The 16,294-nt window shown below is 52.5% G+C and carries 12 protein-coding genes; 8 read left to right on the top strand and 4 right to left on the bottom strand.

All coding sequences use genetic code 11. From position 1 onward, the window contains the following. Nucleotides 1–38 precede the first annotated feature (38 nt). On the top strand, nt 39–884 hold the full coding sequence (locus JW499_RS00790) for a MurR/RpiR family transcriptional regulator (RefSeq protein WP_205208795.1): 846 nt from the start codon (nt 39–41) through the stop codon (nt 882–884). Between the two features lie 61 nt (nt 885–945). Here the strand turns inward: JW499_RS00790 and JW499_RS00785 are convergent, their stop codons facing one another. The 3 genes from JW499_RS00785 to JW499_RS00775 are packed head-to-tail and all read right to left on the bottom strand — an operon-like array spanning nt 946 to nt 7,007. Continuing rightward, nucleotides 946–2,043, bottom strand: a complete 1,098-nt coding sequence (locus JW499_RS00785; protein WP_205208794.1) for a DUF6765 family protein — start codon at nt 2,041–2,043, stop codon at nt 946–948. A 48-nt stretch (nt 2,044–2,091) separates the two neighbouring features. Further along, nucleotides 2,092–5,514: a GMC family oxidoreductase N-terminal domain-containing protein gene (locus tag JW499_RS00780; RefSeq protein ID WP_205208793.1), complete on the bottom strand. Its 3,423-nt coding sequence runs from the start codon at nt 5,512–5,514 to the stop codon at nt 2,092–2,094. Between the two features lie 20 nt (nt 5,515–5,534). Next, nucleotides 5,535–7,007 (bottom strand): metallophosphoesterase family protein, encoded by a 1,473-nt coding sequence (locus JW499_RS00775; RefSeq protein ID WP_205208792.1) that lies wholly within the window; start codon nt 7,005–7,007, stop codon nt 5,535–5,537. Between the two features lie 324 nt (nt 7,008–7,331). On the opposite strand from JW499_RS00775, the gene JW499_RS00770 reads away from it, so the two are divergent. From JW499_RS00770 to JW499_RS00750, 5 genes are read left to right on the top strand one after another with little or no spacing between them, the layout of a single operon-like run. Next, the gene (locus JW499_RS00770; RefSeq protein ID WP_205208791.1) at nt 7,332–9,179 is read left to right on the top strand and encodes an NAD(P)H-dependent oxidoreductase subunit E; all 1,848 of its coding nucleotides are present in this window, start codon (nt 7,332–7,334) and stop codon (nt 9,177–9,179) included. Beyond that, a complete protein-coding gene (locus JW499_RS00765) occupies nt 9,176–9,880 on the top strand; it encodes a 2Fe-2S iron-sulfur cluster-binding protein (RefSeq protein ID WP_205208790.1) in 705 nt (234 codons plus the stop codon). Before JW499_RS00770 ends, JW499_RS00765 begins: the two co-directional genes overlap by 4 nt. Continuing rightward, nucleotides 9,877–10,506 carry an NADH-quinone oxidoreductase subunit B family protein gene (locus JW499_RS00760; RefSeq protein ID WP_205208789.1) on the top strand — a complete coding sequence of 210 codons (630 nt, stop codon included), beginning with the start codon at nt 9,877–9,879 and terminating at the stop codon, nt 10,504–10,506. Before JW499_RS00765 ends, JW499_RS00760 begins: the two co-directional genes overlap by 4 nt. 14 nt (nt 10,507–10,520) lie before the next feature. Next, nucleotides 10,521–11,987: a Ni/Fe hydrogenase subunit alpha gene (locus JW499_RS00755; RefSeq protein WP_205208788.1), complete on the top strand. Its 1,467-nt coding sequence runs from the start codon at nt 10,521–10,523 to the stop codon at nt 11,985–11,987. Next, nucleotides 11,971–12,489: a hydrogenase maturation protease gene (locus JW499_RS00750; protein WP_205208787.1), complete on the top strand. Its 519-nt coding sequence runs from the start codon at nt 11,971–11,973 to the stop codon at nt 12,487–12,489. The genes JW499_RS00755 and JW499_RS00750 overlap by 17 nt, the downstream gene beginning before the upstream one ends. A gap of 36 nt (nt 12,490–12,525) precedes the next feature. Here JW499_RS00750 and JW499_RS00745 read toward each other — a convergent pair whose 3' ends face one another. Beyond that, nucleotides 12,526–15,030: an EAL domain-containing protein gene (locus JW499_RS00745; protein WP_205208786.1), complete on the bottom strand. Its 2,505-nt coding sequence runs from the start codon at nt 15,028–15,030 to the stop codon at nt 12,526–12,528. 232 nt (nt 15,031–15,262) lie between these two features. On the opposite strand from JW499_RS00745, the gene JW499_RS00740 reads away from it, so the two are divergent. Both JW499_RS00740 and JW499_RS00735 read left to right on the top strand, forming a co-directional pair. Beyond that, nucleotides 15,263–15,784: a DUF2878 domain-containing protein gene (locus JW499_RS00740; protein WP_205208785.1), complete on the top strand. Its 522-nt coding sequence runs from the start codon at nt 15,263–15,265 to the stop codon at nt 15,782–15,784. Then, nucleotides 15,774–16,289 (top strand): hypothetical protein, encoded by a 516-nt coding sequence (locus JW499_RS00735; protein WP_205208784.1) that lies wholly within the window; start codon nt 15,774–15,776, stop codon nt 16,287–16,289. The genes JW499_RS00740 and JW499_RS00735 overlap by 11 nt, the downstream gene beginning before the upstream one ends. Nucleotides 16,290–16,294 lie beyond the last annotated feature (5 nt).

Raw genomic sequence — 16,294 nt, 5'->3', positions numbered from 1 at the left:
TCTGGCTAAAGGGTCTATTGAACCAGAGTAAATAAGCTATGAACCTGTTAGAGCAGATTTACGATCGTCTTGATTCGTTAAATAAATCTGAGCGTAAAGTGGCCAATGTCATCATTGGTGATCCGGCGACGGCAACACGATTGAGTATAGCGTCACTGGCGCAGGCCGCTTCAGTCAGTGAGCCAACTGTGAACCGCTTCTGTCGTAATTTTGAAGCGAAAGGTTACCCGGATTTTAAGATTCAGCTGGCCCAGAGCCTGGCGGGGGGCACACCCTATGTCAGTCGCAGTGTTGAACAGGATGATTCGACAGAAGAGTATACCGATAAAATTTTCACCTCGACGATTGCGGCGCTGGATATCGCCCGTAAAGGGGTGAATGCCGGATTGATCAGTAAAGCGGTTGATTATCTGATTCAGGCAAAACAGATCTCCTTCCTCGGGTTAGGAGCGTCCGGCCCGGTTGCCACCGATGCGCAGCACAAGTTCTTCCGTTTTAATCTGCCGGTCGCCGCCTATGAGGATGTACTGATGATGCGGATGGTTGCTGCAGCGGCGCATACCGGAGACGTATTTGTGGTTATCTCCTACACCGGCCGCACCCGGGAGTTGGTTGATGTTGCCAGGATCGCCCGGGAGAATGGGGCAACGGTGATCGGTATCTCTGCTGAAAACTCGCCATTGGCAAAAGAGTGTACTGTGTTACTGGCTGCACCGACACCGGAAGACACCGATATCTATATGCCGATGACCTCGCGGATTGTCCAGCTAACCTTGCTGGATGTGCTGGCCACCGGTGTCACTCTGCGCCGGGGCGTTGATTTCCATCAGCATCTTAAGAAGATTAAAGAGAGTCTGAAGGCGACCCGTTATCCCAGTGAGTGATAGTTTTCAGGTGTTATTAAAAAGCCCGCAACAGCGGGTTTTTTTGCGCTTGTTGATACCGTTATGCTGCGCTGATGCCGTAGCGGGGCAGAATATCACTAATCACCGCGAACCTGTGGGCCAGCAGGGCGTCATGAAAATGCTTCCAGTCACTGTCGAGGAAAGAGGGATGGTAGGTAAAAATTTCGCTTTTTAACTGTTTTGAGCGGGTATCACTAATCGCTTTGTGTTTCCACGAGCCTTTGCCTTTGGCAATATATTCCAGCTTTTCAGGCGGGAAGCCAAACTCGCCATTTTCGATCGCTTTAAGCCAGACTTTGTGACGTTTGTCTCCATCTTCTTCAATGATACTGCGAAACATTGAGTCCAGCTTTATCGAGTCGCTCTGGTTGAGTCCGGCGACGCTGGCATCGGCATCGCCCAGCTGAAAACGCCGCATCGCTTTACACATCTCCTCTGCCGCTTCCAGAAAATCCTTAGGGTTATCCCGCTCAACAAAACTGCCTTCGCCATTGGTGTAGTGCCATTTCAGATAGGGACGATCCGGGTAACTCAGTGCAGCACCATGCCCAAGGGGTAATATATCGCCGACAAAGTCTGAGGTGATATCGTCAAACCGGTCGGAAAAAAACTCTTTTACCCTCCCTAACAGGCTGGGGTCCGGGCTATTGTTTTCATCCAGTACATCCTTTACCAGATTGATCCTGTCGTTGATCCCTGCAAACCCCTGATGAGCCCAGGTATCGGCATAGACATGCATGGTGATTCCTAACCGGTGCAGGGCGTTGGGTTTGGTGCGATCATCAATACAGGCCCGCACCATATCCCGGGCAATGAAACTGTTGGGTTTACAGACGATTTTATGGCGGAAATCAGCATCAGGATTCAACCCCGCCGCTTTGCCCTCGTTGCCTGGCAGAAAATGGAACGGTATCCAGACCTGATGGTTGGCCAGCTGTTCGATGTTTTTATAGTCGAGCATCTTATGGGCCGAGGCGATACGTTTATACATCGCCTGGTTATCAAAGCAGATCAGAGCATCATTGGTGGCATCATCAACATATTGCGCGGCATGGGCAATGATCTCTGCTTTCGCATGGCCGAAGCCTGATAGTCTGGCAATCACATAGGTTGTCGCATGGTGAAAATCGATCTGCATAGTCGTTCTCCTTTGCCTCTCTGGCGATGACTGTTTCACTGGTCTTCGTTAAGACAATGCGGTTTTTTCCAGATGATCTAACACATAGGGATAGACATCGATCACCGCGTTTCTACCGAAAATACAATCGATATGGCCATACCCCGGAATCTCCTGGCGACTGTACTGGCCTGCACCAAAGTGCTGGCACAGGATGTCATAGGTCAGTTTGGTACTCATGGGCAGATAGCACTCGTTTTCCGCACCGGAGATAAACAGGATTGGCAGATCAAGCCGGGCCAGGTTGGGCATATAGACATCGTTGCCATCGGCATCAACCAGAGTACCTTTACGACACATCAGTGCCAGATGCTCAAAGGCACCGATATTGGCTTCGGCAAACAGTTCATCAAGGTTATCGTGTAACAGATCGGTCAGGGTACTGTGTTTGTAAAGTGATGCGTACATAAAGGTGATGCGGTGACAGGTCTCACTGTGGCAATGTCCCTGAGCCTCGGCCATCGCGTACAGGTTGAGAGCCTTATCATAGAGCTGTGTCAGTACCGACCCGGATTCCGGCACCTCGGCGGTGAGGTGATCGACATTCAGCCGCTCCAGAAATGAGGGCAGGTGCAACCCGGTCTTCAGTGCTGTGGTTGGCGGCACGACGAGATTGGTGGCGATCTGAGAGCAGACGATACTGCGAACGCCCTGAAGTCCGGCCAGCATCGACATAAAGAAGGTTGTTGCGCCATAGCAGTGGACCACTGCCTGAATACTGTCTGCCGCGGTGACTGAACATATTTTGCTGATGGCTGCGGGGTAATCGTACTGGGCTACCTGATCGCCATTGGAACGCTGCTTCGCCGCGGCTAACAGGATGCTGACCCGGCAATCGATCAGCCACACATCATATTCATGGGCGACCAGATATTCGACCAGATTGGTGTCGATCATATCGGTGCTGAAGATCGATGATGCCACCCCCAGGCCGTGCACCAGCATGACCGGCCCTTTTGCCCCCCCCTGAAAACGGGTGAGTTGTAAACTGACACCATCAGCGGTGATGAATGGATGGATCTCGGGCGCTGGCGCCCGCAGGGGGCGTTTCTTTCGTGGAGCTTTGGGTTCATCACAATGGCTATCGTAGAATATCCCGCCGTAATTCTCATACAGCACACCCGCAAAGAATTTACCGAAGCGGGCTATCGCGCTGAGTCTCTGTTCCATATTTTCGGCATGGGTGACCTCCATGGTGGTCATCTGTACCGCAAAGTCAGTGGGCAGTATATTGACAACCCCTTTACCCGCCAGCAGGCCGCTGTCATCACTGCCTTTATAGACGGTTACATAGAGGGTTGAGGTATCGGGCCAGATATGCAGGGCATCCGGATCGTTACTGATCAGCTTATATCCCTTGAAGTAATAGAGTGCACCCTGTTCGGTGGTTAACAGCATGGAGTAGATCATATGCCGGGTATCCGGCGGAGATGGCATCTGCTCGAACAGGTTAAACTCGCCTTCACTGACACTCATCGGTTTATCCGAGAGCGCCGGGCAGGTCACGGTGCCGCTGATCCGGGCACTATGATCATCACTGGTGAGCATCGTTTCCAGGTCATGGGAGTGTATGGTCAGGGTAAACTCCATCGGTGATGCTGTCGCATTTGTTGCAGCGTTGCGATAGCTTTCCAGCGCCTCGCCGGTATCGGCCGTGGTCGAGAACTGTCCTCGCATCGTTTCTGTAAAGCGGATGCCCAAGGTGGGCGAAGGGTGCGGCTTAGCCGGTGCTGAAGGCAGTGTATAGTCTATCTCCCAGCCCCGGTCAGCGGCGATCAGTGCGCAGCAGCGTTCGCTGATGGCGCTGATGGTCAGCAAGGGGTTCACCGCCAGCGATGTTGGTATGACGGAACCGTCAGTGACATAGAGGTTTTCATAGACCGAGGTGTCGGAACCGCAGAATAGCTGACCTTTATGATTGACCACTCCCTGGGCGCCGTTGACCGCCATATTACAGCCACCCAGAGGGTGAACGGTAACCAGACTCTGTTTGAACAGAGGGGTCCATAAAGGGTTTTCCACATACTGCCCTCCCAGCGCCTTAGTGGCGCTGAGCAGGTTTTTATTACCGTTGATAAAGTTCTGTTGATGCCCCACATTGGGCCACTCAATCTGTAGCCGGTCGTTGACCAAGCGGGCCTGACCTTCACCACTGTCATGACTCATGATCAGATAGGTCTGGGTATTATGAATGGCGCCATGATAGGGGCCCCGCAGTAAACTCTCCGTAACCCGGGTTTGCTCCTGTATCTCATCGGGCATGCCGCTGTCGGTATCTTCGCCGATAAGGTTTTCAGCGGCTGCCAGTGCGGTTGGCAGGAAGTTGCCAATCGCACCGGGCAGTGAGCCCTCCTCAATGACCATGCGTTTGCGCCAGTCGTCATGCTCGGTGCGGATAACACTGGTGATGCAGGGGCCAACGGGCTGACGGCCATCAGGTTTGAGGTTGCCAAAGCCGATACCGTTGATCGTCCGGTCGCAGTTATAACCAAAACCGAGAATATCGCCGTTGCCGCTGAAACCATAGCCCAGTTGGTCACTCACCGGCAGTCCCCTGGCTTTACTGCGTAACAAAATTTCGTTGGAGCCCAGGGTTCCTGCGCTGAGGATAACGATATCGGCTCTGATAAACAGAGGGGAGGCATCGAACTTTTCACGCCCGACCTCTACCTCCTGATAGTGTACTAACCAGCCGGCATCGGTTTTCTGCAGATAGCGGACATCCGCCTGGCAGAATATCTCCGCGCCGTGGTTCCAGGCATCGGGCAGATAGTTCATCCGGGTGGTGTTTTTGGCACCATAATTACAGCCTGATACACAGTCGCCGCAATTGGTGCAGGCCTGCTGCTCTACGCCGACATGGTTAACACCATTGCCAGGTGTTTTGAAGTTGACATTGATGGGGGTGCGACAGAAGGGTTCATTCATCGCAGTCGCTGAACGCTTATGTGCTTCTGTTTTTGCCAGAGTGGGCCAGTCATCGGGGTAGAGCGTCGGCTTGAGCATCTCTCTGGCTCGCTGATAACCCTCTTTCAGTAAACTGTCCTTATGCTGCAGAATCTCCGGAGGCCAGCAGGGAGCTTCGAATACATCCGGGTCGGGTTCCAGGGAAACATTCGCATTGATCAGCGATGTGCCGCCTAAACCGCAGCCGACCACCACATTCTGCTGTTCCTGTACATGGATATCATAGAGGCCGATACGGGAACCGATATGTCCCGCAGGGGTGTGGAACTGAATATCTTTGAAAACTTCATTGGCGGTGTCGGGAAATTCGCCTACCAGAAATTCCCGTCCGCGCTCCAGCAGACAGACCTTCTTTCCGGCTCTGGCCATTCGGGATGCAGCGATACCTCCGCCATAACCGGAACCTATAACGACCACATCATAGTGGGGCTGAATCTCATCGAGCGGCAGTGCGATCGGTTTCATGGTGGTTCCCTGTTATACGGTTATTTTAAATTAACTTCATACTCGTCAAAGTCCCGTGCAGGCAGGTTTTCACTGTCCCTTTCCCGGACCCGCCAGGCATTGACTTTAAGCCTGACTTCACCGTTACCTGCCCGATTGAAACTGGCGGTCATAAAGTGCTCCCGGGTACGTGCCATTGGATAGGCCGATAATGGCCAGCCTTTTTTTGTGCTGACCGCGAATGATTTGTCATACCGCACCGGTTGTGCCGACCATCCGGGAATACTGAACAGCGCGGGGTCGGGAAATTTTTTCGGTTTGAAGCTGGGGGTTGCAGTCGCGATGCCGTTGAGACCGGTGAGATTTGACAGGGGGGAAGCTATCACTTCGATCAGGCGGCCACCCTGCGGCCCCAGTGAAGCGACCGCGATACGGCCAAAATGAACATCGCCACTGAGCAGAACAATATCGTGACCACTCTCCCCCAGTGCCTCTATCAGTTGCTGATATTGCTGTTTAAAGCTGAGCAGGTTCCGCTCGGTTTTGTTCTCTTCAACAATCAGCGGCTGGGGGATCACCAGTACTCCGGGTGCGGTCAATGACCGGGCCCAGTGGGTCAGGCGGTCAAAATCAGCATCTGGCAGGAAACTGTGCTGATCCCGGTAGGAGCGCAGATCAGCGAGACAGAATGACAGTTCATCACCAAGCTTAAAAAAATCGAGCCGTGGGCTTTGCTGAACTCTCTGAACCCCATCGTATGCAGCCCTGCTCCAGGTCTCCCGGACCTGTTTAATTTTAAGTGTCAGCAGGGTGGGAATCAGCGAGTCGTAAAAGGGATAATCGTTCCAGTATTCATGATCATCGGGCAGCATCCAGGTGGCTCCCCGGTTAAGAATACTGCCCAGCGCCTGCCAGTGAAGCGCATAGTCGTCTGCTACCCGCTGTCTTATTTCGCTGTTAACAAAGGAGAGTGAATCAAAACCGATATCCAGATATACCTGATCGCCGGTGAGAAAGGTGATCGTGGGTTTGACTGCCTCATCCCCCCGGTCGTACAGTGCTTTGTATGATCCGGCGGCCTGGCCCCCGTCCCGGTGGTTATAGAAACAGCTGCCAAAACCGACGGTAAAGGGTTTCTGACCGCTGTCGGGAAGCTGAGCAGGCAGGGTCTCAAATTGCCCCGTGCGAAGCTGCTGCCAGGACTCATCCCTGACGCCCTCAATTGCCTCAATGCGCCTCAGAAAATTGATTTTATAATGTGTGCCGGGCTGCAGGTTGTTAAAGCTGGCGGTGACATAGAACCGTTTACGGAGATAACTGAAGGGTCTGTTCCAGTCTGCTTTAGTGATCTCGTGGACCACCGTGTGGTCGGGTGATACCAGCTCAATTCTGGCGTGATCAGGCATTTTTAATGTTGAGAAGAGAGTGCCTGCCCAGACTTTCACAGAGTTCTGAGTTGCCCGCAGCACCACCAGTGACCATTGACCGGTATTTGTCCTTATTGCATCGCTCATTTTGATTATTCCTTGTTTTTCAGATCCGGGAGCCATCCGCTACCCTCTGAGCGTTCATAGATCAATGTAGGCAATGACATAGGTGTTAGCCAACAAAAACCTCATACAGACATATGAAGTAAATTCATACAACTGTTTTAAGTGGTAGTTTTTTGCACCTATATTGAGGAAAACATGTTAAAAAAGAGAGCCGGATAACGACTTAAAATGGATAGCTGATAGAGGTCATTGTGCTATCGCAGCGATTATATTCAGATAGGATGTGTAGCGATTTTACGACTACGCTATACCTGCAACGGTGTAAATGTCATGAAGGATGAGAATATGAATAACCGAATCCAGGCGATCATTCAGCGTTATCAGACCGACCGGACCCGCCTGCTTGATATGCTCTGGGAACTTCATCATCTGTATGGTTACCTCCCCGATGAGGCGCTGTCTGAGCTGGCGGACGGGCTGAATATGGCCGTTGAGGATGTGCGTGAAACCAGCTCTTTCTACCACTATTTTCACCACCGGTCGACCGGCAGCTACACCCTCTATCTGAGCAATACGGTGATCGCCAGGATGCAGGGCTATCAGGAAGTCCTGGACGCACTGGAACGCGAGACCGGTGCTACGCTGGGGGAGATGGATCCCTCCGGAACCTTTAGTTTGTATGACACCCCCTGTATTGGTCTGAGTGACCAGGAACCGGCGATGCTGGTGGATGAGGTGGTCTTTACCCGGCTGACCCCGGAAAAAGTATCCGGCATTATTAGTCAGTTAAAATGTGGCAGGTCACCAGAAGAGATTGCTAATCCCAGGGCACTGCCTAAAGCGGATATTGCCTATATTGATCAGTTAGTAGGAACCAATATCTGCAAGGCCGGCCCGGTTTTTTTCCACAAGGGGAATGACTTTCCTGAACTGCTGAAAAACTGTCTGGATGCAGGCCCGGAGGCGGTTATCGCGGCTATTACCCAAGCCCAGCTGAGAGGACATGGGGGGGCGGGCTTCGCCACCGGTTTAAAATGGAAACTCTGCCGGGAGGCTCCGGGAGCGACTAAATATATTATCTGTAATGCTGATGAGGGAGAGCCAGGCACTTTCAAAGACCGGGTGCTATTGACCCGCTCGCCACAGGCTGTTTTGATGGGGATGGTGCTGGCCGCCAGTGTTATTGGCGCCCGTGAAGGCATTATCTATCTGCGTCAGGAGTATATCTACCTGAAAGCGTATCTGGAGCAGCAGCTACAACTGTTCAGAGAGCAACAGCTGCTGGGGAAAAATATTCTGGGGCGCGCTGATTTTAACTTTGATATCCGTATTCAGATGGGGGCCGGTGCCTATATTTGTGGTGATGAATCCGCGCTGATCGAGTCCTGCGAGGGGAAGCGTGGCACACCCCGGGTGAAACCCCCTTACCCGGTAGAGCAGGGATATCTGGGTATGCCCACCTGCGTTAACAATGTTGAAACCCTGGTGGCGGTTACCCGGGTGATGCAGGAGGGGGCTGAATGGTATCAGAGCCTGGGCACTGAGGATTCCCGGGGCTGCCGGTTGATGAGTGTGTCGGGGGACTGTCAGCGCCCCGGTGTTTATGAAATAGAGTGGGGTACCAGCCTGAATCAGTTGCTGACCCTGGTCGGGGCTGAGGACCCCTGGGCGGTGCAGATCAGCGGTCCCTCCGGGGAGTGTGTTGCGGTCGACAAAGGCGGTGAGCGGCGTTTTGGATACGGGGATCTTTCCTGTAATGGCTCGGTGATGATCTTCAATCGCAGCCGCGATCTTCTCGGTATTGTGAAGCACTTCATGCAGTTTTTTGTTGATGAGTCCTGCGGTATCTGTACTCCCTGCCGGTCGGGGAATGTTGATCTGCGTAACAAGATGGAGCGGATCATTGCCGGTCGGGGATGTCAGCAGGATCTGGATGAGATGGTGAGTTGGGGAGAACTGGTGCGTAGTACCAGCCGTTGTGGACTGGGGGGCACATCCCCCAATCCGATTCTGACGACATTGCAGCAGTTTCCTGAGCTCTATCAGGCAAAGTTGACAGAGCAGTCGGGAGTTTTGTTACCCTCATTTGATCTTGAGGCCGCGTTACAGGGGAACGAGCGGGCGAGGATCGAACTGACTCACCACGACTATATTCCCCGAGAACTGATTCAAGACCCGGAGACGGAAAAATGAGCATTCAGATAACCATTGATGGTCAGCCAGTCGTTACCGAAGCCGGTGAAAATCTGGTGGACGTTGCCGCGCAAAACAGCGTGTATATTCCCACGCTTTGTTATCTGAAGGGGAAGCCCTGTCTGGGCACCTGTCGCGTCTGTTCAGTCCGGGTGAATGGCCATTTTACCGCGGCCTGTAGTGTGCCGGTGACTGAGGGTATGCAGGTTGAAGTCGATACAGCAGAGCTGGCGGATATGCGCAAGGCGCTGATTGAGTCGCTTTTTTCCGAGGGTAATCACAACTGTCCCAGCTGCGAAAAAAGTGGTCGTTGTGAACTTCAGGCCACCGGCTATGAGGTGGGAATGGTGGTGTCCCGTTTCCCCTATCGGTTCCCGCTCAGACCGCGGGAAGTGGCAGCAGATCATATCTGGCTGGAGCGTGACCGCTGTATTTTCTGCCAGCGCTGTGTTGAGTTTATCCGGGATCGTCAAACCGATCAGAAAATCTTCGCTATCAAGGGGCGGGGCACTGCTGCACAGATTGAGGTTAATACTGAACTGGCCAACCGGATGCCGCCGGAGCAGGTACGCGAAGCCGCGGATATCTGTCCGGTGGGTTGTATCATTGAAAAGGGGGTCGGTTTTAACGATCCGATCGGGCGGCGTAAATTTGAGCTTCAATCGGTGCGTGAGCGGGCATTGGGGGAGGAAGAGTCATGAGTAAATCCGGTAAAAACCAGACCTGTTCCCATGATCTGCCGGCGACCCAGCTGGACCCTGCATTGCAGGCTGCACGGGATAATAAGATAAAAGTTGCCATGATCGGCCTGTGTGGCTGCTGGGGTTGTACCCTGTCAATGCTGGATATGGATGAGGCGCTGCTGGGGCTGCTGGATAAAGTCACTATTCTGCGTACATCGCTGACCGATATTAAGCGGATTCGTGAACGTTGCGCCATCGGTTTTGTCGAAGGAGGAATCGCCAATGAGGAGAATATTGAGACGCTGAAAGAGTTTCGTGAGAACTGCGATATTCTGATCTCGGTAGGAGCCTGTGCTGTCTGGGGCGGTGTTCCGGCGATGCGCAACGAGGTGGAACTGAGTGATTGCCTGCGAGAGGCCTATGTTGATTCGGTGACCGCGGTAGCCGATGCGATACCCACGATCCCCTATCATGAAGATATACCGAGGATAACCACCCGGGTCTACCCCTGTCATGAAGTGGTTAAAATGGATTATTTTATTCCTGGTTGCCCGCCCGACGGAGCGACCATTCTAAAAGTGCTGGATGATCTGATTAACGGGCGCGAATTCGATCTGCCGGCATCGATTAACCGATACGATTAACAGAGGGAACCGTGATGAGTCGAAAACTGGTTATTGATCCTGTTACCCGTATTGAGGGACATGGCAAAGTCACCATTCAACTGGATGATGACAATAACGTCACCGATGCCAAACTTCATGTGGTGGAGTTTCGCGGCTTCGAAAAACTGATACAGGGGCACCCCTACTGGGAGGCTCCGATGCTGCTGCAACGGATCTGTGGCATCTGTTTTGTCAGCCACCACCTGTGCGGTGCCAAAGCGCTGGACGATATGGTGGGGGTCGGGCTGGGGTCGGGTATCCCTATGTTGCCAACGGCGGAAAAAGTCCGTCGGCTGGGGCACTATGCCCAGCAGTTACAATCCCATGTTACCGCCTATTTTTATCTGGTGGTTCCTGAGATGCTGTTTGGTATGGATGCCCCGCCGGAGCAGCGTAATGTGCTCGGGCTGGTGGAGCAGAATCCGGCGCTGGTAAAGCGGGTTGTGGCGTTGCGTAAGTGGGGCCAGGAGCTGATCAGGACGGTGTTGGGTAAGAGAATGCACGGTATCAGCTCGGTGCCGGGCGGCGTGAGCAAGAATATCAGTCTTGAAGAGCGTGATCGTTTTCTCAACGGTGAGGAGGGACTTCTCTCAATCGATGAGGTTATCGAATATGCTCAGGAAGGCCTGAAGCTGTTTTATGAGTTTCATGGGCAGCACCGCGAGCAGGTAGACAGTTTTGCTGTTGTCCCATCTCTGGATATGTGTCTGGTCAATGATGAGGGGAATGTGGATTACTACCACGGCAGAATCCGTATTCTCGATGAAGACAAGCGGATTGTGCGGGAGTTTGATTATCACGATTATCTTGAGCATTTCTCTGAAGCGACCGAAGAGTGGAGTTATATGAAGTTTCCTTTCCTCAAGGATCTGGGACGGGAGAAAGGCTCGGTACGGGTGGGGCCGCTGGCGCGGATGAATGTGACAAAGACGCTCTCTACCCCGCTGGCTCAGGCGGCGCTGGAAAAATTCCACGCCTATACCGGTGGTAAGTCAAACAATATGACCCTGCATACCAACTGGGCGCGGGCTATTGAGATTATTCATTCAGCGGAGCTGATTAAAGAGCTGTTGCATGATCCCGATCTGCAAAACGAACAGTTGCTGATGACACCCGCAGACAACGCCTGGACCGGCGAGGGGATCGGTGTTGTTGAGGCCCCGCGGGGGACTCTGCTGCATCACTACCGGGCGGACAGATCGGGCAGTATCAGTTTCGCTAATCTGATTGTGTCGACAACCCAGAACAATAGTGTTATCAACCGGACCGTCAGGTCGGTTGCGCAGGACTATATCAGCGGTAAAGCTGAAATTACCGAAGGGATGATGAATGCGATCGAGGTGGGGATTCGTGCTTATGACCCCTGTCTCAGCTGTGCAACCCATGCACTGGGGCAGATGCCGCTGGAGATCTCACTGTTCAATGCTGAGGGGCAGATAGTCGATGCACAGCGCCGTTGAACCGGCCCGGCTATCGCTGGCAGATTTAAGTCATGACGACTGTCTGATCTATGGCATCGGTAATGTGGGACGCCAGGATGATGGGCTGGGGTGGGCGTTTGTTGACTGGCTCGAAGTTGCCGGGCTCTGCGTCGATGCAGAGAGGGTGCGAAACTATCAGTTGTTTCTCGAAGATGCCGACCTGATCAGCAGTAAGCAAAAAGTGCTGTTTATCGATGCTACCCGGAGTCCGGAGGTGAGTACGTTTTCGCTGTACAGGGCCAGGGCCGAGCTGGATTTCAGCTTCACCTCCCATGCGATCTCCATTCCCTCGATCATCGCCACTTGTCAGCTCTGTTTTGAGCGACAACCCGAGGTCTATGTTCTGGCGATCAGAGGTTATGAGTGGGAGTTACAGGAGGGTCTGACCATAGCGGCGAAGTCTAACCTAGATGCGGCTATTGCCCACTTCAGTGCTGAGCTGACTGAGACCCATTCTGGCCCGGCTACCAGAAAGGGGTAAATATAGGGGCTAAGCATCAAGGGCTAAGTATCAGGGTTAAGCATTCTGGTGTTTATACCAGTTAATAAACGCATCTGCCGGCATCGGTCGGGCTAACAGAAACCCTTGTAACTGATCGCATTTCATCTGTTTGAGAATCGTTACCTGAGCCTGATGTTCGATGCCTTCGGCAACTACTTGCAGGCCCAGTACATGGCTCATCTCTATGATTGAGGTGACGATTGCCCGATCCACCTCCGAGGCTTCCAGATTGACCAGAAAACTACGGTCGATCTTGAGAATATCAAGTGAGATGGTACGAATATAACTGAGACTGGAATAACCGGTGCCAAAATCATCGATCGCCACCTTAATACCCTGGCTGCGAAGTGCATTCAGTGCTTCCTTGGTCTCCTCAGGACAGTAGAGGAAACAGGATTCGGTCAGCTCTACAGACAACAGGTGCGCGGGCAGGTTGTGCTGTTTCAGGCAGTCAAAGATCTGTTCAGCGATATCGCCCTGCTGAAACTGCCTGGCCGAGAGATTGATGGCGACATTGATCTCTTCTCCCTGTTCACGCCATCGGGCAATCTGTCGACACGCCTCCTCAAGCACAAAAAGTCCGATTCGGTTGATCAGCCCCAGATCCTCTGCCAGCGGTATAAATTCTGCTGGTGAGATAAACCCCAGTTGCGGATGCAGCCAGCGTAACAGCGCTTCACAACTGGTCGGTCTGCCCGTGTGAAGGCCGACTTTTGGCTGGAAATAGAGTTGAAACTCGGAATTGTCTATCGCAGCCTGCAGGTCACTTCCCATCTGATAACGGGACTGAATCAGGCGGTGCTGTTCCGGGGAGAAAAAGCGGAAGCTGTTGCGCCCGAAATCTTTTGCCAGATGGACTGCCGAGTTGGCACACTTGAGCAGCGACTCGGCATCGTCTGCATCGGTTGGAAAGAAACTAACACCGATACTGACAGTGACTTTCAGCTCTTTCTCTTCGATCAGAATGGGCTGATTGACGGTGCTGAGTAAGCGGTTGAGAAACTCACTGATATGGGGGGTATCATCGACATCAGTGAGGATCAGATTAAATTCATCGCCGCCAAAACGGGCAACGGTGTCGCTGTCATCTAACTGATGCTCAATGCGTCGACCGATCTCTTTAAGTACTCTGTCACCGGTTTCATGGCCATGCAGATCGTTGATCTGCTGAAAAAAATCCACATCAATATAGGCCACGGCAATCCGGTGCTGATGCTCTCTGGCATAGCCTATGGAGAGTTGCAGACGGTCATTAAACAGTTTTCGGTTGGGAAGCCGGGTCAGCTCATCGAAGTAAGCGAGCCGTTTGATACGGGCTTCCGACTTTTTTATTTCCGTCAGATCGGTGAAGATTGATGCATATTGCGAAATATTGCCATGGTCATCCCGGATTGAGGTGATACTGAGCCACTCCGGATACACCGCACCATCTTTCCGCCGGTTCCAGATCTCCCCCTGCCAGAATCCCTGCTCTGTGAGACTCTGCCACATCGCTTTATAGAACGATTTGTCGTGACGTCCTGAACTCAGGATGTTCGGATTTTTACCCAGTACTTCGGCGCTGGTATAGCCGGTGATCTCGGTGAATGATGGATTGACCCGAAGGATCTGAGCGTTCTTGTCGCAGATAACGATCGCCTCCATTGACGCTTCAATCACTTTATCTGCGAGTTTAAGGCTGTGCTGAGATTTCTCCAGCGCCTTGTCCCGTTCATTGAGCAACTCCCGCAGGCGGTAGACATAATCATTTTCGACACTACGGAGGATATCGGAGTAGGAGATCAGTCCGGTGATCTTTCCCTGATGGTTGGTAATCGCAAGATGCTGGAACTGGTGTTGCAGAAACACTTTGCGGGCGTTATACAGGCTTAAACTCTGCTCAACCGTTACCAGAGTGTTTTTGCAGAGATCGCAAATCAACCGGTCCTGCATCTCCTGCGCGATCAGTGCCACCGCGTCCCGTTCGGTGAATATGCCGCTGACTTCGTTATGCTGGGTGATTAACAGGGCCGACCTGCAGGACAGGTTCAGTTTTTTCAGTGCAGTGAGCACGGTGCTGTTGCCATCAACAGCGACCGGCGAATGATCGGCGATCTCTTCAACTGAGCGGAGGAAAAGATCATGCTCGATGCCGTGGCTGTTCACGACATCGGTTTCAGTAATAATGCCGCAGGCTTCACCGGAGTTTTTGGTGACGACGAAGTGGCGTACCTCCTCAGCGATAAACTTAAGGCCTGCTTCATCGACTGATTCCCATTCGGAGACGGTGTGTACCGGTGAGGACATGAATTGAGTGACCGGCAGGTGCTGGGTATGGCCGGCCCACAGGCCGATCAGATCCCGTCGGGTAACGATACCGACCGGCAAGCGGTTTTCGCACACAACTATGCAACCTATCTTCTTGTCGGCCATCAGCCTGATCAGGCTGTCTGCTGTTGAATCCGGAGTGCAGGTGATCAGATTAGACTGAGCAATATGCCTGACAAGTAACGGACTAGTAACCTTAGGAGGTCTGGACATCGAAAAAAGAACCTTTTCACCAGTGGTCTTGCTATGAAAAGAAGATGATTTTACTCGGGCATTTTAAACGGGTATAGCTATTTCATGCCTTAAATGAGGAGTTGTTGAGGTTGAATTTAAACAAAATAGATATTCTATGATATAGATCCTGTTTGATGATTCTTGTCAGCCTCCCGTTTGACTGATCTTACTTTGACGTTTTTGCGTAACAGTCTCAGGAGGAGCAACGTCGATGAAATCAGGTTTGTCTCAAAACTTCTGGGTTAATCAGGCAGGCTTTCAACTGGCCTGGTGGAGCGCCATTCTGCTCACCAGTCAGAGTGTTGCTGTGCTGATTACCTTATTACTGCTACACCTGTGGTTCCACAGACAGCCGGTTCATGAAGTGTATGTGGTGCTGCTCTGTGGCCTGACGGGGTTCGCGGTTGATCTGCTGTTAACTCTGGCGGGCTTGTTTCGTTTTCCCTCTACACCGCTGCTCCCCTTATGGTTACTGTTGCTGTGGTTATGTTTCGCAGCAACTCTGAACCAGAGCCTGAGATTTTTCCATAAGCGCTGGGTTGTCGCTTCAGTATGTGGTGGAGTTGCCGGTAGCCTGGCATATAGTGCAGCGGCAAAGCTGGGCGCTGTGAGTCTTGGCGTGCCATGGTTGCCAGGGGCTCTGATATTGATGTTTATCTGGATGGCCCTGTTCCCCCTGCAGCTCTGGATCAGTGGTCAGCACTTTTCGGGGGAGGGCCGTGGTGCGTATTAATCTGTTATTGATCACTCTGGTTCTGTTTTCTGCCGGTCTGGCCCATGCGGTTGCGACTCCGCTGCCAAAAAATATGAAAGTGGTCGGCGAGGCTGAGCTGAAGGTGCTCTGGTTGAGTATTTATCGTGCCCGTCTGGCCAGTCCGCAGGGATCGTTTGTCTCTGCATCAATGCCTTTGTTGCTTACTCTCGAATATCAGCGCGATGTCAGCAAGCAGAGCCTGCTTGACGAGACGCGCAGGCAGTGGCAGAAGGCCGGTATCGCGCCGGATGATCAGGCGCTATGGCTCAGGTCACTGGCAACCCTGTGGCTGGATGTAGAGGACCAGGACTCCCTTGGCTTTTATCAGGATGCCGATGGATATGGGCACTTTTATCACAATCAGAACTATCTTGGCAGCATCAGAGATAACCGTTTTTGCCAGGCGTTTCTGGGTATCTGGCTATCTGATAACAGTGATTTCCCCGGGTTTACACGACAGTTAACTGGAAGAATTTCAGAGTAAAAAGG

The organism is Amphritea pacifica, assembly GCF_016924145.1.
Taxonomy (GTDB): domain Bacteria; phylum Pseudomonadota; class Gammaproteobacteria; order Pseudomonadales; family Balneatricaceae; genus Amphritea; species Amphritea pacifica.
The sequence above is the reverse complement of the archived record's forward strand: the minus strand, read 5'-3'. Positions and strand labels throughout refer to the sequence as shown.

Coding starts and splice junctions, on each gene's coding strand:
- JW499_RS00775 (WP_205208792.1), bottom strand. CDS start 7,007: ATGAGCGATGCAATAAGGACAAATACCGGTCAATGGTCACTGGTGGTG.
- JW499_RS00785 (WP_205208794.1), bottom strand. CDS start 2,043: ATGCAGATCGATTTTCACCATGCGACAACCTATGTGATTGCCAGACTA.
- JW499_RS00780 (WP_205208793.1), bottom strand. CDS start 5,514: ATGAAACCGATCGCACTGCCGCTCGATGAGATTCAGCCCCACTATGAT.
- JW499_RS00760 (WP_205208789.1), top strand. CDS start 9,877: ATGAGTAAATCCGGTAAAAACCAGACCTGTTCCCATGATCTGCCGGCG.
- JW499_RS00740 (WP_205208785.1), top strand. CDS start 15,263: ATGAAATCAGGTTTGTCTCAAAACTTCTGGGTTAATCAGGCAGGCTTT.
- JW499_RS00750 (WP_205208787.1), top strand. CDS start 11,971: ATGCACAGCGCCGTTGAACCGGCCCGGCTATCGCTGGCAGATTTAAGT.
- JW499_RS00745 (WP_205208786.1), bottom strand. CDS start 15,030: ATGTCCAGACCTCCTAAGGTTACTAGTCCGTTACTTGTCAGGCATATT.
- JW499_RS00765 (WP_205208790.1), top strand. CDS start 9,176: ATGAGCATTCAGATAACCATTGATGGTCAGCCAGTCGTTACCGAAGCC.
- JW499_RS00755 (WP_205208788.1), top strand. CDS start 10,521: ATGAGTCGAAAACTGGTTATTGATCCTGTTACCCGTATTGAGGGACAT.
- JW499_RS00770 (WP_205208791.1), top strand. CDS start 7,332: ATGAATAACCGAATCCAGGCGATCATTCAGCGTTATCAGACCGACCGG.
- JW499_RS00790 (WP_205208795.1), top strand. CDS start 39: ATGAACCTGTTAGAGCAGATTTACGATCGTCTTGATTCGTTAAATAAA.